Source organism: Ruegeria sp. AH3 (assembly GCF_056536265.1).
Genome location: NZ_JBQFJL010000001.1, coordinates 954081 through 973065 on the forward strand (window position 1 = coordinate 954081; position 18985 = coordinate 973065).

The window sequence follows — 18985 nt, forward strand, 5'->3', positions numbered from 1 at the left end:
GATGACGGCTCCGAACCATGTTACGGTTGGCGGTGCCCCTGAGGGGTTTGACGCGCAGCTTGTCCTGAACGAGATTGCCCGTTCGGGTGGTCCTGTTGTTCATGTGGCCCGCGATGACAAGCGGATGGCGGCGATGCGGGCGGCGCTTGCCTTCTTTGCCCCGGACATGCCGGTCTTCGTGTTTCCGGGTTGGGACTGCCTGCCTTATGACCGGGTATCGCCCAACGCGGATATAGCGGCCGCACGGGTGGCGACGCTTGCGGCGCTGGTGCACCAGATGCCGGCTCGGTTTGTTCTGCTGACGACGCTGAATGCGGCGACACAGCGGGTTCCTGCGCGGGACGTGCTACGCGAGGCTGCCTTCACGGCGCGTGTTGATCATCGGGTTGATGAAGAGGCTTTGCGGAATTTCCTGGTGCGCATGGGGTTCACCCAAAGCCCGACCGTCATGGAGCCAGGTGACTATGCCATCCGCGGCGGGATTATTGACATCTTCCCGCCGGGCGAATCCGGCCCCGTCCGGCTGGACCTGTTCGGGGATGTATTGGACGGGGCGCGTCGGTTCGATCCGGTGTCGCAACGCACGACCGAGAAGCTTGAGGTGGTCGAACTCGCCCCGGTGTCTGAGGTCATTCTGGACGAAGCCGCCATTACCCGGTTCCGTCAGAACTACCGCATTGAGTTCGGCGCGGCCGGTACTGACGATCCGCTTTATGAGGCGGTCAGTGCGGGCCGTAAGCACCAGGGCATTGAGCATTGGTTGCCGTTCTTCCATGAAAAACTGGAAACACTCTTTGATTATCTGCCTGAGGCCTCCGTTTCGCTGGACGATCAGGTCACGCCCGCACGGCTGGCGCGTTGGGATACGATTTCCGACCAATACGAGACGCGCAAGCTGGCACTCGAAAACCGCTCGCGCATGGATACGGTTTACAAACCGACCCCACCCGGTTTGCTGTATCTGGATGACGCCGCGTGGGAGCAGGCCGTTGGTGACCGCCGCGTTCTGCAATTTAGCCCTCTGCCGCAGGCCAGCGGGCCAGGTGTGATCGATGCGGGTGGCCGCATTGGGCGCAACTTTGCACCCGAGCGGCAGCAGGAGAGCATCAGCCTGTTCGGCGCTCTGGCCAGTCATATTACCGACAAGATGGCGAAGGGGCCGGTGCTGATCGCGTCTTATTCCGAAGGCGCGCGCGAACGTCTGACCGGGTTGATCGAGGATGAAGGTCTGGCCGAGGCGATCCCTGTGACCGACGGTACCCGCGTTGGGAAACGCGGACTGCATCTGGCTGTCTGGGCGTTGGAGCACGGGTTCGAGACCCCCGACCTGACGGTGATCGCTGAACAGGATGTACTGGGCGACCGCCTGATCCGTCAGCCCAAGAAACGCCGCAAGGCCGAGAACTTCCTGACCGAGACCCAATCGCTGTCCCCCGGTGATCTGGTGGTGCATGTGGATCACGGTATTGGCCGCTATCAGGGGATGGAGGTCGTTACGGCAGCAGGTGCAGCGCATGAATGCCTGCTGTTGGAATATGCCGAACAGTCCAAGCTGTACCTGCCGGTCGAAAACATCGAGCTGCTGTCGAAATACGGCCATGACGAGGGGCTGCTGGACCGTCTGGGCGGCGGTGCATGGCAGGCCAAGAAGGCCAAGCTAAAAGAGCGCATCCGCGAGATGGCGGACAAGCTGATCCGCATCGCTGCCGAACGTGCTTTGCGCAAAGCTCCGGTCATGGATCCGCCGCCCCATGCGTGGGAGGAGTTCAGCGCACGTTTCCCATATCAGGAAACCGACGACCAACTGCGCGCGATATCGGAAGTCATGGAGGATATGCATTCTGGCGCGCCGATGGACCGTCTGATCTGTGGTGACGTGGGGTTCGGTAAGACCGAGGTTGCGATGCGTGCTGCCTTCGTCGCAGCCATGTCCGGTGTGCAGGTGGCTGTGATAGCCCCGACCACTCTGCTGGCCCGACAACATGCGGCCTCGTTCAAGGATCGCTTCCGCGGCTTCCCACTGGAGGTCCGGCAATTGTCGCGCTTTGTTTCGGCGAAAGAGGCGCAACAAACCCGCGACGGGCTGGCACGCGGCACGGTGGATATCGTGATCGGCACCCATGCGCTGTTGGCCAAAGGCATACGGTTCCAGAACTTGGGCCTGCTGATCATCGACGAGGAACAGCATTTCGGTGTGGGTCATAAAGAGCGGCTGAAACAGCTGCGCTCGGACGTGCACGTCCTGACGCTGACCGCCACGCCGATCCCGCGTACGTTGCAATTGTCGCTGACCGGCGTACGTGATCTGTCAATCATCGGCACTCCGCCCGTCGACCGTCTGGCGATCCGCACCTATGTCAGCGAGTTCGACGCCGTCACGATCCGTGAGGCGCTGCTGCGCGAGCATTATCGTGGCGGGCAAAGTTTCTATGTGGTACCGCGCATTTCAGACCTGCCCGAGATCGAGGAATTCCTGAAGGAGCAGTTGCCAGAGCTGACCTATATGGTTGCCCACGGGCAAATGGCAGCTGGAGAACTCGATGATCGTATGAATGCCTTCTATGACGGCAAATATGATGTGCTGTTGGCGACCACGATTGTGGAAAGCGGGCTGGATATTCCGACTGCGAACACGATGGTCGTGCATCGGGCGGATATGTTCGGCCTTGCGCAGCTCTATCAGATTCGGGGGCGGGTGGGGCGCTCGAAAACCCGCGCCTATGCCTATCTGACAACCAAGCCGCGTCAGAAACTTACGGCGGCGGCCGAGAAGCGCCTGCGGGTTCTGGGCTCGCTGGATACGCTGGGTGCCGGTTTCACCTTGGCGTCTCAGGACCTCGACATTCGCGGGGCAGGTAACCTTCTGGGCGAAGAGCAATCGGGCCAGATGCGCGATGTGGGTTATGAGCTTTATCAGTCGATGCTGGAAGAGGCGATTGCCAAGATCAAAGCCGGTGAGATGGAAGGCCTGTCGGATGCTGACGACCAATGGGCACCACAGATCAATCTGGGCGTACCGGTTCTGATCCCCGAGGATTACGTGCCCGATCTGGACGTGCGGTTGGGGCTTTATCGCCGACTGTCGTCCCTGTCGACCAAGGTCGAGCTGGAAGGGTTCGCCGCCGAGTTGATCGACCGCTTCGGTACCCTGCCGAAAGAGGTCAACACTTTGATGCTGGTCGTGCGCATCAAGGCGATGTGCAAACGCGCTGGCATTGCCAAGCTGGATGGCGGGCCGAAGGGCGCGACGATCCAGTTCCATAATGACAAGTTCGCCTCGCCCGAAGGTCTGGTCGAGTTCATCCAGAACCAGCGCGGGCTGGCCAAGGTTAAGGACAACAAGATCGTCGTGCGCCGCGACTGGAAGAAGGACAGCGACAAGATCAAAGGGGCTTTTGCCATTGCCCGTGATCTGGCCGAAAAGGTCGTGGCCGAGAAGAAGAAGGCGAAGGCCTAGTCCCCAGTCACAAAGGTGCAGAGCTGCCACTCACCCGCGTCGGATTTCACAAATGCGGCGCGGTAACCGACCATCGACGTCAAGAAATCGCTGAGCAGATATCCCGATGTTCCATCGGTCAGTCTTATCTTCTGATATTCTTCGTCAGGCTGAAAGTCAGGGACGATCACGATCTCATGGCTGATCAGCGCGAGGATGGCTGCGCCGCGCGATGGAGTCTGGCGTAGCGTGATGCTTTCGCCCGAAACAAAGAACGCCGTGAATGGGTCCACCGCAGCGGGCAAGGTGATCCGCCAATGATGGGGCATCCAGAATTCGCCCTGATCGTCGAAATATCCCGGTTGGGAAAGCGTTTTCTGTAATTGCGACCAGTAATATTCGCGAAGCTCAGCGGCTTCGTCCTGAAACTCTTCATCCAGTATTTCCGGCGGCACGGTGAGGTTGGTGTGGAACTCCTCCGGGCCACCGGTGCTGCCATGGCTGAGATAGATATCCGGGCAGGCGGCGGCGACGACGGCATCTGTATCGCGGGCGTCGATCTTTGCCCGCAGGTCTTCGCGGAAAGCGAGCAGTGAGGGATCGCGTTCCGCCTCGTCAACGGGCGGAAAGGTCTGGCGCTGCGCAAGCGCCGGACCAGCGATCAGCAAGCTGGCCACCAAAAGGGGTATTCTCATTCAGCGGCCCTCATTGCGGCTTGCGCGCAGAAACAGGATGCTCCAACTGCGCGGTCGGCGCGGGCAAGCGCGAGGTCCAGACGTTGTTTGATCTGCCGGATTTCCACCGCCTCTCCGCGCGCCTTTAGGCAATCGTGTAGGCCCTTCAGGCTCCAGACATTGTCCGGGTGGATCGAGGCGCGGCTGAGCGTGCCGCCCAGACCCAGATCTTCGCGATAGACGGCCTCGGCCTCGGCGATATGGCCCTGTTCAATCAGCAACGCACCCAATGCGTGGCGGGTCGGCTGCATCCATCCCCATGGCTCGTCATAGGGCAGCGTATCATCCAGTTCGACCGAGCGGCGCAGATGGGCATAAGCGATCTCATAATTGCCTTTGCGATACTCGATCTCACCGCGCAGCATTTCCGCTGCGATCTCCAGCAGGTCGATGACCCGATTGTTGTGCAGGCGGCGGGTCTCGGGCACGCAGGTTTTTGCGGCGAGGAACAGTTGCTCTTCTGCTTCGGCCTGTGTCACCTCTCCGGTCGCGGCATGGGCGATGGCGCGGGCATAATGCGTGGTCGCGGTCAGGGTGCGGTACAGGTCGGGATCCTCAGGCAATTCCAGTGCCTTGGCTTCTTCCCAGCGGCCAAAACGGATCAGAATATGCGGCCCCATGGACATGTAGCTTTCGAAATAGTCCGCCATGGGCGGGCTTTCGACGCGCAACATATCCTCGGGCGTTGTTTCCCACAGGCCCTGATTGGCGCGCAGGGCCGGTTCCATCTGACCGAGGAACAGAGCGCCATAGATGGTGAAGTGATAATTGTGCTGGCGATAGCCGGTATAGATGTTGAACGCACCTTCACGCTCATAATATTTCAGATCGGCGACCGAGGCCTGTTCGTTCCAGTGGACAACGTTTTGATAGTGGCCGCACAGCACGTCGATATGGGTGGGCATGTGCACCAGATGCCCCGCATCCGGTACCAAAGTGCGCAGGATATCCCCCGCCTTCAGGGCCTTTTCTGGCGTTGGAGACATCTCCATCAGATGGACATAAAGATGAAGCAATCCGGGATGAGACATGGCCGCCGGATCGTTGGCTATCGCGGTTTCCAAAGCCTCCTGCGCCTCGAACGTGGCTGCGCCTTCGGCAGGTTGACCGGTCTTTAGATCCCACATCTGCCATGGCGTGAGGTTCATCAGCGCCTCGACATAGATCGTACGCAAATCCAGATCGTCAGGCTGTTCGGCAAAGGCCGCGCGCATCGCGTCGGCGTAATCGTAGTCCCATCGGTGCATGCCCTCCGTCGGATCACGCTGCGGGTATCGTGCGGGCAGGGCGCGGATGAGGGCTTGTTCAACCGGGGTACACTTGTCCAGCAGCGACATTGCCCGTTGCATTGCATCATAGGCAATTGCCAACGATTTGGTCTGATTTTGATCGTCGCGCAAATCCCACGGCAGGTTGTAGTTCGGCCCTGCCGCATAGGCGACGCCCCAATGCGCCATGGCGCAGTCGGGGTCATGTTCGGCGGCCTTTTGGAAACAGGCGACCGCTTCGTCGTGGTTATAACCATAGGTCCAGACCAGCCCGCGATCGAACCAGAGCTGCGCCTCGGGCGACGATGTCGTGACCGCACAGGAATATGTGCCCAGATCATAGTAATCGTTCATGAAAACCCCCTCCCAAGTCTGGGAGGCAGGTTAGCGCGTTTCAGGAGCGCTGCACAGATCAGGCGAGAAGTCTGTTTTCAATCCGGCCCATATGCAGCATCAGGCCGAAGCCCACGATGCACATGATCAGTACAGCAGTTGTCAGCGGCGTGATCGAACCATCGAACAACAAACCGACCGGAGCCGCGATGGCCGCCGCCAGCACGGTGGCGATCGAGCCGATCACTGAGGCCGCCATACCTGCGATATGGCCCATCGGCTCCATCGCGATGGCGTTCAGGTTGCCCATGGTCACACCCGCCATGAAAAAGACCGATGTTTGCCAGGCCACGAACAGGCCGAACGAGGCGTCGGGCGACAACGGTGTCATGTTCAGGAAAATGACGCAGCTGGTGATCAGGATTTGCCCTCCCAAGGCCCAGGTCACCATCCGGCGCATGCCAACACGGACGACCAGCGCCGCGTTCAACAGGCTGGCCGAGCCTGAGATCAACGCCACGAAGCCGAACCAGAACGGAAAGCTTTCGGCCCGGTCATGCACGACGTCAAAGATCGGTTGCACCATTGTCAGCATGGTGAACAGCAGGCCCATGCAAAGCGTTTGCACCATGATCGACAGGCGGACGGTGGGATGCGCGATCATCTCTTGTACCGCCGCAATCATCAGCGGCAAGCGGAAGGGGCGGCGGTTTTCGGGTGCTAAGGATTCGGGCAGTCGAACGGTCATCCAGATCACAATGACCAATGCGAACAGGATGAATGACACGAAGATACCGCGCCAGCCGACCAAAGCGATAACGCCTGCGCCAAGCAGCGGAGCGATCGCAGGAACCAGAGTGAAAATCATCATCGCGATTGAGATGATGCGGGCCATCTCGCGCCCGGCAAAGAGGTCACGAATGATTGCCATTGCCACAACGCGCGGACCAGCTGCGCCCAACCCCTGAGCCACCCGCGCCGCCAGTACCAGTTCGAGCGACGAACTGGCCCAGGCCACGGCGGAGGCGAGGATGTAAAGTACCACACCTCCGTAGATCACAGGCTTTCGTCCGACTGCATCCGAGATTGGCCCCGTAAAAAACGTGCCGATCCCCATGCCCAGAACAAAGGACGTCAGGATCAGCTGGGCCTTGTTGAGATCACCGGGGCTGAGCTCTGCCCCGATTTCAGGCAGGGCGGGCAGCATTGAATCGATCGAAAAGGCAATCGTGGCGAACATCATCGCGACCAGCGCAATGAATTCGCCCCGCGACATACGATTGGTCATGGGAAGCTCCTTCCCAGCAGCGCTATCACGGTGCAACGGGTTGGACTAGATCAGGAATGCACAGAGGTATGTGCTATTCTGCAGGGGAAGCCTCAAGTTGAGACATGATGTCCGCGATCACTTTCCCCCATAATTCAGGGGGTTGCGCACCAGGAACCGCATGTTGATTGGCCACGATGAATGTCGGAACCGAATTCACGCCCATCTGCCGCGAATGCGTATCCCGGTTGCGGATATCTTCCCGGTCGGCGTTTGACTTCAGCAGTTTCAGTACAACGGCGGCATCCATGCCGACGGTGTCGGCGATATCTGCCAGAACCTCATGATCGCCAATATCGCGCGCCTCGACGAAATAGGCGTTGAACAGCGCGTCAACCACGGCGTTCTGTTTGCCCTCGATCCCGGCCCAGTGGATCAGCCGGTGGGCATCCAGCGTGTTGGGGGTGCGTTTCATGCCCTCGAAATCGATTTTCAGACCAGCGTTATCGGCATGTTCTACCACGGGTGCATAGGCGCGGACGGCACCGTCCTTGCCGCCGAATTTACGTTCAAGGTATTCGCGCCGGTCCATACCCGCGTCAGGCATGTCGGGATTCAGCTGAAACGGATGCCATTCGATCACAAAGGGGTGGTTCGGCACCTCTGCCAGCGCTTTGTCCAGATGGGTCTTGCCGATATAGCACCAGGGGCAAATCGGGTCGGACATGATGTCGAGCTTAACGGTCTGTGTCATTCGGACGTCGCCTTGAAATAGGCCGGCAGGGCGCGGCGCAGGAGTTTGCTGTTGCCTCCGGTAGGCAGGGCGGACAGATGGACAAAGGCGCGCGGCTGTTTGTAGCGCGCCAGCTTGTCAGACACATAGGCGCGCAACACCTCCGCGTCCAGTTCTTCGGGGCCGGTGTAGAAGGCAACGATGATCGAGCTGTCCTGTTTCACCTCAACCGCCGCCGCGCCGACCTGAGTGATGCCGGGGTGGGTAGACAGTGCCGCCTCGACCTCGACCGGAGATACCCGGTACCCACCCGCATTCATCATATCGTCGTCGCGGCCGAGATAGATGATCTGACCGTCTGCTGCCATCGCCCCCTGATCGCCGGTCAGGAACCAGTTCCCGGCCATGCGCGCCTCGGCCTCTTCCGGTGCGTTCAGGTAGGTCAACATCAGACCGGGGTCGTTGCGATGAATTGCAATTGTACCCTCTTGCCCCTGAGGGACCGGTCCGTCAGGCCCAACGATGGCGATCCGGCGACCGGGCTGTGGTTGGCCCAGAGCCTCTCCGCGTGCCGGGTGGGTCGGGCTGGATGAGATAAAGGTCGAGCATTCGGACATGCCGTAGGCTTCGTACAGTTCGGTGCCGGTGCTCTGCATCCAGCGTTCGTGCAGGTGACGCGACAGTTTCTCGCCCGCCGAGAGGCCATGGCGCAGGTTGGGCAAGCTCATACGTTCGGGGGCCTGCAACATCTTGCGATAGACGCCCGGCGCGGCGGCGAAGATCGTGGCTCGATGCTGATTCAGCAACGCGGGCAGATCCGCGATATCGGTGCCGGGTTCAGGGATCAGCGCGGTTGCGCCGATGGTCCACGGGTCCATCAACCCGGTGCCCAGCGTATAGGTCCAGTTGAACGCGCCTGCATGGCACAGTCGGTCGGATGGCGTTAGCCCGTACCAGCCATCAACCATCATCTGCCGCGCCCAGATCGCCCGGTGGGCATGCGCAACCGCGCGCGGCTTGCCCGACGTGCCCGAAGTATAGACCACATAGGCCATGCGGTCGGGATCCCCCATCTCAAAGCGCGCAGGGGGCAGGCTGCGCATCTCGGTCAGGTCGAACAGGGTGATCTGACGCGGATGCGGGGCGCAGGCCACGTCCGGGTCGCGCAGGATGGCGGCCGGGTTGAGGTCGCTCAGGATACCAGCGGTCTCAGCCTCTGTCAGTTGCGAGGATGTCGGGACCGGAACAAGGCCCACTGCGATGGCGCCCAGATAGGCAATCGGGAAATCAACGGTATTGCCTAACCGCATGACCACGATGTCTCCGGGCGTGAGACCCGCGTCCAGCAACCCGGCCCCGGTGCCAAGGATCGCTGCCTTTAAGTCGGCATAGGTCCAGTCACGGGCCAAGTGACCGCCAAGAACGGACAGGGCCGTTTTGCCGGCGCATTCATCTGCATGGCGCAGAACATGCGCCGCCAGATTGAAGGGGTTGGGACAGGGTGCAAAGGGTCCCTGATCAAAGATCGACAACATGGCCTACGGCTACCGTCGGGTGCCGTGCGTTGCAAGCGGCGCGGCCTGGCCCTATAGAAAGAGCTATGAGCACGAATGATCACAAATCCATCGTCCGCATTGCGCGCGACAACGGCAACAGCAAGGAATTGGAGCCTGTCGATCTGGGTGCGCGGGTGCGTGAGCTGCGCAAGGCGCGCAAATGGACGTTGGAGCAGGCCGCCACTCAGGCCGGGCTGGCACGTTCAACGCTTAGCAAGATCGAGAACGGTCAGATGTCTCCGACCTATGACGCGCTGAAAAAGCTGGCTACCGGTCTGGAGATCTCGGTGCCGCAGCTATTCACGCCACCGCAGCGCGATCAGGTGATTGGTCGCATGGCGGTGACCAAGATGGGTGAGGGGGCCGCGCATGCAACCGCGACCTACGAGCATGAGCTATTGGCCGAAACGCTGACCAAAAAACAGATGCTGCCGTATCGCGCCCGCGTTCGTGCGCGATCGATGGAAGAATTTGATGGCTGGGTGCGCCATGATGGTGAGGAATTTCTGTACGTGCTGACCGGTGTTGTCCGGTTGTTCACCGAGTTTTATGAACCCGTCGAGATGCGTCGGGGCGACAGTGCCTATTACGATGGCAGCATGGGGCACAATGTCATTTCGGTCAGTGATGAAGACGCAACGATCCTGTGGGTGACTTCACTTAGCTAAAGACTGGGCAGCCTCGCGGTTTAGAGCCTCAGTAAACAGGAAATCCTCAAGCTCTTCGCGTGCTTCGTTGACTGTCAGGTGATGACGCTCGGCCAGATAGGCCTCGAACTGTTTGCGATCTTCGCCAACGCGGGCCATATCCCTGTCTCGCAGGTTTGGAAACCTGCGTTTCGCGCGCGCATAAGACGCGCCCCAGTCTTGCGTCAGATCAGCCCAGTTCAGCATCTGCGAGCCTTCCTTTGTTAGTGTTTCAGGATTGCTCTCCCCCAAACCAGCGTACGGAGTGAGGCGCGATGCTGCGGACATGACAAAATGTCGCAGGGTGCAATCGGGTCATTCGGGTGCAAAAAACCCGCTGCGGCGTAACCGCAACGGGCCTACGGACCTGCTGTTTAGTGAGTGGCGGCCGGTCCGTAATTCCTCTGGCTTGAACAGCCAGCTCAGTAAAACATGCCCGATAAATACAGCAATTATCTGCATTATAACGAACGTCGGTATATGTGCAGGGTATATCCCCAAGAACCTATCCGTAAAGCCATCTTGTGATGATAGCTGCCAGAATCTCAAAACTTATGGATGATGTATATTTGTAGGCGTCAACGATGTGGAGCTGCACAAGGACTGGTATCGTATCCGCTTGTGCTGAAATCCGCCGAAAACTACGAAGATCAGGTCGAGGGCGGCGATGATCTCGGAAAATCACTGGTGCGAACCGGTGCGGTGCAGAGTCTCGGATGTCTATAGTATCGGACGATCGAATATATGGCATCTGGCTTAGGCACCACCGGGTTGAAATGCGCACCCGGGACTCGGGTCAAATCAGGCAGGTCTCGTTGGCGGTATGGTCGCTAGCGGCGAAGACAAATTTCATCTTGAGCGTGTCATTCCTCATACCACCAGACCTGAGGCATATATTCGGGTCCATCGCCATAGATCGGCCAAGTGCTTGGGTGCTTCAGTTCCTTGGCGTGGGCGATGCGCCCAACGTCAAAGTTCCAAATCGGGATCACATAGCGCCCGGCAGTCAGAACGCGATCCAGCGCGCGGGTGGCGGCAACGAAATCCTCGTGGCTTTCCGAGGTCAGCATCGCGTCGATCAAACCATCAACCGCAGGCGATGTGACGCCCATCAGGTTCCGCGTACCGGGTGTGTCCGCATTCTCGCTGCCCCAATACAGGCGCTGCTCGTTGCCCGGCGAAAGCGACAGCGCGCGGCGGAAGATGGTCATGTCAAAATCCAGCTCGGAGGTGCGCCCTGTATATTGCGCGCTGTCGACCTGTTCGATTGTCACCTGAATACCCAGACGTTCCAGCGCGCGGGTATAGATCTCCATCGCCGTCATATTGTCGCTGTCGCCTTGTTGCAGCAGGACCGTGATGGTGAAGGGCTCGCCTTTGTCATTGCGCAGGACACCGTCCTGAATGGTCCAGCCTGCTTCAGCCAGCAGGTTTGCGGCCGCGCGGATGTTGGCACGGTTCCGGGCCGATCCATCGCCCGCTGGCGGGGTGTACCCGTCAAGCGTTCCGGGCGGCAGATCAGCGGCGTAGGGTTCCAGCAGCTCGGCAACACGGCCGGTTGCCGGACCTGGCTGCATGGCCAGATCAGAACCTGAGAAATACGACGTAATCCGGGGCTGTGCGCCACCGGTGATGGTGTCGTTGATAAATTCGAAATTGAAGGCCAGCGTCAGCGCTTCGCGCACGCGCCAGTCGTCGAACGGGGCTTTGCGCGTGTTCATTACATAGCCCGTCATGCCTGAGGGCTTGCCATGTGGGATTTCCGTCTTGATGACATCGCCACGTTGCACTGAGGGAAAGTTGAACTGGGTGTCCCACTTATCGGCGTTGAACTCACGCACGGCGGTCAGTTCTCCGGCCTTGAACGCCTCGAACAGAACCGTAGCATCACCGTAGAATTCCAGCAGCATTTCATCAAGGTTCATGGTGCCTTTGCGGAACGGGATATCGGCACCCCAATAGTCAGGGTTCCGCCGCAGGGTGACATAGCGACCGGCCTCATAATCATCGATGACGTAAGGCCCGGTTCCGATGGGGATATCCTGCAGCGGAGCGTCGGCGAAATCCTTCCCCTCCCACTGGGCTTTTCGCAGGATCGGGCGTAGACCGGCGATCAGGGCCAGCTCTCGATCCGGTTCGTTGAAGGTGATGCGCACGCTGCGCGGCCCGGTCTGTTCGATGCTGTCGATTTTGCCCCAAAGCCCGCGATAGCGCAGGTGGCCTTCGGTGCCCAAAGTCTCGTATGACCAGATCACGTCATCGACGGTCACGGGGGTTCCGTCTGAAAATGCGGCGTTCTCGCGAAGTGTGAATTCGACCCAGGAGCGGTCGTCGGCCGTCTCAACTGATTCGGCTAACAACCCGTAAAGAGTGAAAGGTTCGTCCCAGGATCGGCCCATCAGGCTTTCATGGGTCCAAAATCGCAACTGCCAGGGTGACGTGCCTTTTTGCACAAACGGATTAAGGCTGTTATAGGCGCCGGTGTTTCCGAACACGACTTTACCGCCCTTCGGCGCGTCCGGATTTGCATAGGGCAGCGACACAAAATCCGGTGGTAAGGCCGGGTCCCCATACATAGCTATGCCATGGACCGATTCTGCAGAAACCAAAGAGGCAGTAAAAATGCAGGTGATTCCCGCGATAACGTGTCTGAACGGGCGGAGATAATCGGGGCTCATTTTGGAAACAATCCTGCTCTGGCCTTATTTTGTTTGGGATTCACCGTAGCCATGATTTTTCTTATTATCAAACTTTTAGCTTGGATGGATGCAAAGAATTGCTTATAAAGGATGCACTGCTCGATAGGTTTCTTGCCTGTATGAAACCTGCCTCAATAACTTAACGCCCGCTTCGTGCGGGCGTTTTTTTATGCAGATCTGAGCCGGGAAACAAACCCGTCATCATTCCCCGTTTTATTTGCAGGTGCAGCATGGCACAGTGCGCGCGAAATGAAATCCAGCAGGGAGAATGTCATGGGTCTGTCGGGCAAAACAGCCGTCATCACGGGGTCGAATTCAGGGATCGGGCTGGGCATCGCGCGCGAGTTGGCCAAGGCCGGGGCGGATGTGGTGCTGAACTCGTTCACCGACCGAGACGAGGATCATGCGCTGGCCGCCGAGATCGGGCAGGAGACGGGCACCAATGCGCGCTACATCAAGGCGGATATGTCCAAGGGTGACGAGTGCCGCGCCCTGATCGAGCAGGCGGGCGCTTGTGACATCCTGGTGAACAATGCGGGCATTCAGCACGTCGATCCGATCGATCAGTTTCCGGCTGACAAGTGGGACGCGGTCATTGCGATCAACATGAACTCGGCCTTCCACACCACGGCTGCGGCCCTGCCGATGATGCGTGCGGCGGGCTGGGGACGGATCGTGAATATCGCCTCGGCCCATGGTCTGACGGCCTCGCCCTTCAAAGCGGCGTATATCGCGGCCAAACATGGCGTGGTTGGGATGACCAAAACCGTGGCGTTGGAAACCGCGCAAGAGCCGATCACCTGCAATGCGATCTGCCCGGGCTATGTGTTGACACCTTTGATAGATTCCCAGATCCCTAACACGATGCGAGAATACAACATGACCCGGGAAGAGGTCATAAAGAACGTATTGCTGGAGCGGCAGCCTTCAAAAGAGTTCGCGACAATCGAACAACTGGGCGGTACGACGATCTTCCTGTGCTCGGATGCGGCTGCGCAGATTACGGGTACGACGATTTCGGTCGATGGAGGTTGGACCGCCTTGTGAGTTTTCTTGGGGGCACAGCCCCCATGCCCCCGAAGTAATATTAGTCAGAAGAAGAGGGTGGGGTCGTGAAGAGGATCAATCTGGCATTGCAGGGTGGTGGGGCGCATGGGGCGTTCACCTGGGGCGTGCTGGACCGTTTGCTGGACGAAGAGGACATCGAGGTTGCAGCGATCACAGGAACCTCGGCGGGGGCGCTGAACGGGGCAGCGTTTAAGTCGGGGATGGTACGAGACGGGCGTGAGGGCGCGCGGGCTTCTCTGGATGGGTTGTGGAAGCGCATGGGGGCCGTCGGGGATATGCGGATTGCCCATTGGATGCGCGGCATTGAGCCCGCTCATGTTGCTCAGGCGCTGGAATACTCGGTTCCGTTTTCGATGGCCGAGACCTGGTCGCGGCTGGTGTCGCCCTATGCCTATGGTCCGTTCTACCGCAATCCGCTTACCCCGGTGGTGGATCGCTTCAACTTTGACGAAATCTGCGCAGATGAGGGGCCAGAGCTTTTTGTCTGCGCGACCTGTGTGCGCAGCGGCAAGATCCGCGTGTTTGCCGGGGAAGAGATTTCGACAGATGCCATTCTGGCCTCGGCCTGCCTGCCCAACCTGTTTCAGGCGGTTGAAATTTTTGACCCCAAATCCGGGCGAACCGAGGCCTATTGGGATGGGGGCTATACGGGCAATCCGGCTCTCTATCCATTGTTCAACAATGGTTTGCCGGATGATGTGGTGATCGTGAACATCAACCCACTGGAACGTGACGAGGTTCCCAAAACGCCGCAGCAAATCCAGAACCGGATCAACGAGATCAGTTTCAACTCATCGCTCTTTCGCGAATTACGAGCTATCAATTTCGTGCAGCGCTTGCTGGCCGAGGGCAAACTGAAAGCGGGAGAGATGAGCCGGGTGCTGGTGCATATGATTGCGGATGACGCCTTGATGAACGACCTCTCGGCGGCGACCAAAATTGTACCCAACCCGGTTGTGTTGAACCGGTTGAAAAAGGCCGGACGCAACGCGGCAGAGCAGTTTCTGACTGCTTATAAAGACGATCTGGGAGAGCGCAGCACAGTCGATCTGCCTGCGATGTTTGGCTGATTATTCAGGTGGTTGGGTCGGGTCTTTGTCGTTCGGATAAACAAGACCGGCTGAAATCACCAGTTTGGCTGCGTCCTCGATGGACATGTCCAGCAGGATCACGTCCTCGGCGGGGAAAAACAGCAGGAAACCGGATGTAGGGTTCGGAGTTGTGGGGACAAACACGCTCAGCAACTCGCCCCCGGTTTCAGCGCGCTCACTCACTTCGCCCCGGGCGGTGGTCGAGACAAAGCCGATGGCCCAGATGCCTCGGCGGGGATACTGGATCAGGCAAGCCTTTTCGAAAGACCGCTCGGTCTGCGCGAACACCGTTTCCGAGATTTGCTTGATCCCGGAATAGACCGAACGAACAACGGGCATACGGTCGACGAGGCTCTCGGCGAAATGGATCAACGAGCGGCCCAGGATGCCTTTGGCAATCCAGCCGACGATGACCGTGAAGAGCAGGAAGATGACGACGCCCACGCCGCGCAAGTTGATGCCGACATATTCCGAAGGCTGGAACCGCTGCGGGATCAGCGGCAGTACCGCGCTGTCGATCCAGCCCACGACAGACCAGATCAACCAAACAGTCAGCCACACGGGCGCGATGACGACAATGCCCGTCAGAAAAGACGCGCGCAGCCGGGACAACAGACCCGGTCGGCGGTGAGGTTCTTCGTCAAACGGAGTGTTCATTGCGGTCCTGAGTGGTTTGCGGATTTAGGTAAGCAGTCTGGGCCTTTGGTACAATAGGCCCCTTTACGGTGCCGATTTTGCCAATTCTCGCGCGATGGCGGCAGCCAGGCGGGCATTGTTGCGGACCAGAGCGATATTGGCAGTAAGGGAACGGCCCTCGGTCTGTTCGTAGATACGCTGCAGCAGATAAGGGGTAACGCCCTTGCCGGTGATGCGGTGCGTCTCGGCGTCGGATTGGGCCGATGCGATGATGGGCGCCAATTCATCGGACGGGATCTGATCGGCATCGGGGATCGGGTTGGCCACCAATTGTCCGCCGGGTAGACCCAGCGCGCGACGGGTGGCGTGGGCTTTGGCAATCTTGGCAGCATCGTCCATGCGCAGCGGGGCCGCGAGCGGAGACTTTGCGGACCAGAACGCCGGAAACTCGTCCTGCCCATGCGCGATGACGGGCACGCCCAGCGTTTCCAGAACCTCAAGCGTTTTGGCTAGGTCGAGGATGGCTTTGGCCCCGGCCGCTACAACGGTGACCGGGGTGTGGGCAAGCTCGTGCAAATCGGCAGAAATATCGAATGAAGTTTCGGCCCCCTGATGCACCCCTCCGATGCCCCCGGTCGCAAAAACCTCGATACCGGCGTAATGTGCGGCGATCATCGTGGCCGCAACCGTGGTTGCGCCTGTGCCGCCGGTAGCGAGGCACGCCGCCATGTCAGCACGCGACAGTTTGGCGACGCCCTGAGCCTGACCCAATGCACTCAACTGGTCGGCTTCGAGACCGACATTCAGAACACCGTCGATAACGGCGATTGTGGCCGGAACTGCACCGGCATCACGGATATCCTGTTCGACCTGGGCCGCAACCTCGATGTTCTGAGGGTAGGGCATGCCGTGGGTAATAATGGTGCTTTCCAGTGCCACGATGGGTTGGCCTGCATCTTTGGCAGCACGGACCTCGGCGGAATAGTGAAGGGTGATCACAGTGGGGTTTCTCCGGAAACATAGGTTGCGGCGGCATGCAGGGCGCGGCTGAGGGCCGCGTCATTCACTGCGCCATTTGCCTCGGCGGCGATATGGGCGGCCATGAAGGTATCTCCGGCACCAGTCACACGAGTGACCAGAACCGAAGGGGGTGTTTGGGTCAGAACGCCGTCAGTATCCCCGACAGTGGCTGAGTTTCCGCCATCGGTTACCAGTACCCGCAGGGCACCACGATCCAGCAGACCCTTGGCGGCGCTTTCGGAATCGGTGAATTCGCGCTGACATAGCAGGCCGGCCTCTTCGAGGTTCACATACAGTGTCGCGCGGGCGTGTTTGAGGAAGGGCAGCAGCCGCTCGGCCTTACCGGGTGAGGCGGGCGCGACGCGCAGATCGGCTTTGGCGAAGGCGGGGCTTTGGGCAATCTCTTCCAGAAGGGTGAGTGTCAGGTTGCCATCCAGTGCAATGGGGCCTTCGAAAGGTGTATTTTCGTAACCCAAAGGCCCGTGCATGAGAGGGCGCAGGATTTTGGCTCCGGCGGCTTCCAGCGAATGCGCATCGGCAATGGCGGCGATCAGCCCGTTTGCGCCCTCGACAGCCATATATCTGTCGGTTGGCAGGTCTTGCGAGCGATAGATGTGATCGGTGACCATCCCGAGGCGCGCGCAGGACTGAACCAGTTCGTCGCCCTCGGGGTCGCGGCCTATTGCGGTCAGCAGCGTGGGAGTCATCCCAAACCGCACCAGCGTCATGGCGATGTTCATGGCGACGCCACCGGGCAGGCGGGTGATGCGACCCGGCACGTCCGAGCCCTGACGCATGGCGCTGGCCGACCGTCCGATCACGTCCCAAAGGACTGAACCGATGCACAGGATTTCGCTGTTCTTATTCATACCACGTGTCATGCCGCAGCCCCGGCGTGGGTGCAAGGGTTAACGCTCACATCCCTCAGCGCATTGCGGCAATCAGAGAGTTCAGCGCGTCCAGCGGGTTATCTTGTGACCAGATTTCCTCGCCGATGCCGAAGAAATCAGTGCAGGGGGTAAGGTCCTGCACCAGTTCCGGGGTCAGCCCACCTTCGGCCACGACCGGAACCTCGATCATCTCGGACCACCATTGGAACAGGTCTTTCTCGGCCTGCGTACCATCGCCCAGCGTGACAGAGCCGACCGGGCCAAAGGCCACATAATCCGCACCATTCTCACCAGCGGTCATGCCATCATGGCTGGAGGTGCCGCAGAAGCTGCCTACGATCGCGTCTGCGCCCAATTCCTTGCGGGCAGCCCGGATGGAGCGCGCGCCGTCATCCAGATGCACGCCATCCAGCCCCAACCGCTGCGCAAGCAGAACGTGGTTGGAAATCACGATGGCCACGTCCCGCGCATGCGCCACCTCGCGGCAGGCATCGGCCGCGCGCGAGATGGTGTCTTCGTCGCTGCCTGCCAAAGCCAGACGAATACAGGCAATGTCAGCCCCATCCAGCACACGGCCCAATTGTTCGGGGAATGTGCTCAGCGCGATAGTCGGAGGCGTGATCAGGTAAATCTGCGGCTGCTCTGGAGTGTCCATTGCGCGTCCTTCGGCTTTGAATTCTTTCGCGCGGTTTAGCGGATTGCGCGGGGGAAGCAAACTTTTATGCCCGCTGAGCATCTATTTGAGAGCAGAACAGGCAGGGGCGGCTTGCCCTTGATCCATGTGGCCAGTAGAGCAGGCGGAGTTTTTCGGAGTGAGCCATGCCCAGCGATACATCCCAGCCTTCCTTCGTTCTGGTGCGCCCGCAGATGGGTGAAAACATCGGTGCCGCCGCGCGGGCGATGTGGAACTTTGGGCTGGACCGGATGCGGATCGTGGCGCCGCGGGACGGGTGGCCCAATCCCAAGGCTGTGGCGATGTCCAGCGGGGCTGGACGGCTGCTGGACGAGGCGCAGCTGTTCGATGATCTGGCGGGCGCGCTGGCGGACACCACCTTTGTCTTTGCCACAACAGCGCGGCAGCGCGGGTTGACCAAGCCCGTCTATAGCCCGGAGCGTGCAATGCAGCTCGCAGCTGAGAAAGTGGCGGTGGGCGAAAAGGTGGCTGTGCTGTTTGGCCCGGAACGTGCAGGGCTTGAAAACGAAGATATTGCCAAGGCCAACGCGATCATCTCGGTCCCTGTGAATCCGGAATATGCCTCGTTGAACCTTGGGCAATGCGTGCTGCTGACCGCCTATGAATGGATGCGCCAGACCGGGGATGTCGTGCATGAGGCAACTGATCTGGGCAAGGGCGACTGGGCCACGGGTATCGAGGTCGAAAAACTGGTCGAGCATTACGAGGACCGGTTGGAAGAGGCCGGGTTCTTCTATCCACCCGAAAAGGCGGAGGGCATGAAGGTCAATCTGCGCAATCTGTGGTCGCGGATGCGGATGACACGTGCGGATGTGCAGATGCTGCACGGGATCATGCGGCAGATGGTCCGTTGGAAGGATAAAGGCTGAGGCTG

The 18985-nt window shown here is 59.6% G+C and carries 16 protein-coding genes; 5 read left to right on the top strand and 11 right to left on the bottom strand.

Annotation, left to right across the window (positions count from 1 at the left end):
- The first annotated feature begins 1 nt into the window (after position 1).
- Positions 2 to 3457 (top strand): transcription-repair coupling factor, encoded by a 3456-nt coding sequence (gene mfd / locus ACR3EM_RS04730; RefSeq protein ID WP_480469658.1) that lies wholly within the window; start codon positions 2 to 4, stop codon positions 3455 to 3457.
- On the opposite strand, the gene ACR3EM_RS04735 is transcribed toward mfd, so the two are convergent.
- The 5 genes from ACR3EM_RS04735 to ACR3EM_RS04755 form a co-directional block, all read right to left on the bottom strand.
- On the bottom strand, positions 3454 to 4131 hold the full coding sequence (locus ACR3EM_RS04735) for an SH3 domain-containing protein (protein ID WP_480469659.1): 678 nt from the start codon (positions 4129 to 4131) through the stop codon (positions 3454 to 3456). The two genes, mfd and ACR3EM_RS04735, sit on opposite strands and share 4 nt — an antisense overlap.
- Positions 4128 to 5792, bottom strand: coding sequence for a tetratricopeptide repeat protein (locus ACR3EM_RS04740; protein WP_480469660.1), 1665 nt, complete (start codon positions 5790 to 5792; stop codon positions 4128 to 4130). The genes ACR3EM_RS04735 and ACR3EM_RS04740 overlap by 4 nt, the downstream gene beginning before the upstream one ends.
- A 58-nt stretch (positions 5793 to 5850) precedes the next feature.
- On the bottom strand, positions 5851 to 7059 hold the full coding sequence (locus tag ACR3EM_RS04745; RefSeq protein ID WP_480469661.1) for an MFS transporter: 1209 nt from the start codon (positions 7057 to 7059) through the stop codon (positions 5851 to 5853).
- Between the two features lie 73 nt (positions 7060 to 7132).
- A complete protein-coding gene (locus tag ACR3EM_RS04750; RefSeq protein WP_480469662.1) occupies positions 7133 to 7792 on the bottom strand; it encodes a DsbA family oxidoreductase in 660 nt (219 codons plus the stop codon).
- Positions 7789 to 9306, bottom strand: a complete 1518-nt coding sequence (locus ACR3EM_RS04755; RefSeq protein WP_480469663.1) for a class I adenylate-forming enzyme family protein — start codon at positions 9304 to 9306, stop codon at positions 7789 to 7791. The genes ACR3EM_RS04750 and ACR3EM_RS04755 overlap by 4 nt, the downstream gene beginning before the upstream one ends.
- Before the next feature lie 65 nt (positions 9307 to 9371).
- Between ACR3EM_RS04755 and ACR3EM_RS04760 the strand changes: the two genes are divergently transcribed.
- A complete protein-coding gene (locus ACR3EM_RS04760) occupies positions 9372 to 9995 on the top strand; it encodes a helix-turn-helix domain-containing protein (RefSeq protein WP_480469664.1) in 624 nt (207 codons plus the stop codon).
- On the opposite strand, the gene ACR3EM_RS04765 is transcribed toward ACR3EM_RS04760, so the two are convergent.
- Both ACR3EM_RS04765 and ACR3EM_RS04770 read right to left on the bottom strand, forming a co-directional pair.
- Positions 9984 to 10301 (bottom strand): hypothetical protein, encoded by a 318-nt coding sequence (locus ACR3EM_RS04765; protein WP_480469665.1) that lies wholly within the window; start codon positions 10299 to 10301, stop codon positions 9984 to 9986. The genes ACR3EM_RS04760 and ACR3EM_RS04765 overlap by 12 nt on opposite strands.
- Positions 10302 to 10876: 575 nt before the next feature.
- Positions 10877 to 12691, bottom strand: coding sequence for an extracellular solute-binding protein (locus ACR3EM_RS04770; protein WP_480469666.1), 1815 nt, complete (start codon positions 12689 to 12691; stop codon positions 10877 to 10879).
- A gap of 294 nt (positions 12692 to 12985) precedes the next feature.
- Here ACR3EM_RS04770 and ACR3EM_RS04775 point away from each other — a divergent pair, with 294 nt between their 5' ends.
- Complete coding sequence (locus ACR3EM_RS04775; protein ID WP_480471893.1) at positions 12986 to 13759, top strand: 3-hydroxybutyrate dehydrogenase; 774 nt, start codon at positions 12986 to 12988, stop codon at positions 13757 to 13759.
- Positions 13760 to 13824: 65 nt separating this feature from the next.
- A complete protein-coding gene (locus ACR3EM_RS04780) occupies positions 13825 to 14850 on the top strand; it encodes a patatin-like phospholipase family protein (protein WP_480469667.1) in 1026 nt (341 codons plus the stop codon).
- Here ACR3EM_RS04780 and ACR3EM_RS04785 read toward each other — a convergent pair whose 3' ends face one another.
- From ACR3EM_RS04785 to ACR3EM_RS04800, 4 genes are all read right to left on the bottom strand, one after another.
- Positions 14851 to 15528, bottom strand: a complete 678-nt coding sequence (locus tag ACR3EM_RS04785; protein ID WP_480469668.1) for a DUF502 domain-containing protein — start codon at positions 15526 to 15528, stop codon at positions 14851 to 14853.
- 63 nt (positions 15529 to 15591) lie between these two features.
- On the bottom strand, positions 15592 to 16506 hold the full coding sequence (locus ACR3EM_RS04790) for a pseudouridine-5'-phosphate glycosidase (protein WP_480469669.1): 915 nt from the start codon (positions 16504 to 16506) through the stop codon (positions 15592 to 15594).
- Positions 16503 to 17396, bottom strand: coding sequence for a PfkB family carbohydrate kinase (locus ACR3EM_RS04795; RefSeq protein ID WP_480469670.1), 894 nt, complete (start codon positions 17394 to 17396; stop codon positions 16503 to 16505). The genes ACR3EM_RS04790 and ACR3EM_RS04795 overlap by 4 nt, the downstream gene beginning before the upstream one ends.
- 55 nt (positions 17397 to 17451) lie before the next feature.
- Positions 17452 to 18072, bottom strand: coding sequence for a thiamine phosphate synthase (locus ACR3EM_RS04800; protein ID WP_480469671.1), 621 nt, complete (start codon positions 18070 to 18072; stop codon positions 17452 to 17454).
- 164 nt (positions 18073 to 18236) lie between these two features.
- On the opposite strand from ACR3EM_RS04800, the gene ACR3EM_RS04805 reads away from it, so the two are divergent.
- Positions 18237 to 18980 carry an RNA methyltransferase gene (locus ACR3EM_RS04805; protein WP_480469672.1) on the top strand — a complete coding sequence of 248 codons (744 nt, stop codon included), beginning with the start codon at positions 18237 to 18239 and terminating at the stop codon, positions 18978 to 18980.
- The last annotated feature ends 5 nt before the right edge of the window (positions 18981 to 18985 follow it).

Coding starts and splice junctions, on each gene's coding strand:
- ACR3EM_RS04770 (WP_480469666.1), bottom strand. CDS start 12,691: ATGAGCCCCGATTATCTCCGCCCGTTCAGACACGTTATCGCGGGAATC.
- mfd (WP_480469658.1), top strand. CDS start 2: ATGACGGCTCCGAACCATGTTACGGTTGGCGGTGCCCCTGAGGGGTTT.
- ACR3EM_RS04755 (WP_480469663.1), bottom strand. CDS start 9,306: ATGTTGTCGATCTTTGATCAGGGACCCTTTGCACCCTGTCCCAACCCC.
- ACR3EM_RS04785 (WP_480469668.1), bottom strand. CDS start 15,528: ATGAACACTCCGTTTGACGAAGAACCTCACCGCCGACCGGGTCTGTTG.
- ACR3EM_RS04760 (WP_480469664.1), top strand. CDS start 9,372: ATGAGCACGAATGATCACAAATCCATCGTCCGCATTGCGCGCGACAAC.
- ACR3EM_RS04740 (WP_480469660.1), bottom strand. CDS start 5,792: ATGAACGATTACTATGATCTGGGCACATATTCCTGTGCGGTCACGACA.
- ACR3EM_RS04750 (WP_480469662.1), bottom strand. CDS start 7,792: ATGACACAGACCGTTAAGCTCGACATCATGTCCGACCCGATTTGCCCC.
- ACR3EM_RS04765 (WP_480469665.1), bottom strand. CDS start 10,301: ATGTCCGCAGCATCGCGCCTCACTCCGTACGCTGGTTTGGGGGAGAGC.
- ACR3EM_RS04795 (WP_480469670.1), bottom strand. CDS start 17,396: ATGAATAAGAACAGCGAAATCCTGTGCATCGGTTCAGTCCTTTGGGAC.
- ACR3EM_RS04775 (WP_480471893.1), top strand. CDS start 12,986: ATGGGTCTGTCGGGCAAAACAGCCGTCATCACGGGGTCGAATTCAGGG.
- ACR3EM_RS04745 (WP_480469661.1), bottom strand. CDS start 7,059: ATGACCAATCGTATGTCGCGGGGCGAATTCATTGCGCTGGTCGCGATG.
- ACR3EM_RS04800 (WP_480469671.1), bottom strand. CDS start 18,072: ATGGACACTCCAGAGCAGCCGCAGATTTACCTGATCACGCCTCCGACT.
- ACR3EM_RS04805 (WP_480469672.1), top strand. CDS start 18,237: ATGCCCAGCGATACATCCCAGCCTTCCTTCGTTCTGGTGCGCCCGCAG.
- ACR3EM_RS04735 (WP_480469659.1), bottom strand. CDS start 4,131: ATGAGAATACCCCTTTTGGTGGCCAGCTTGCTGATCGCTGGTCCGGCG.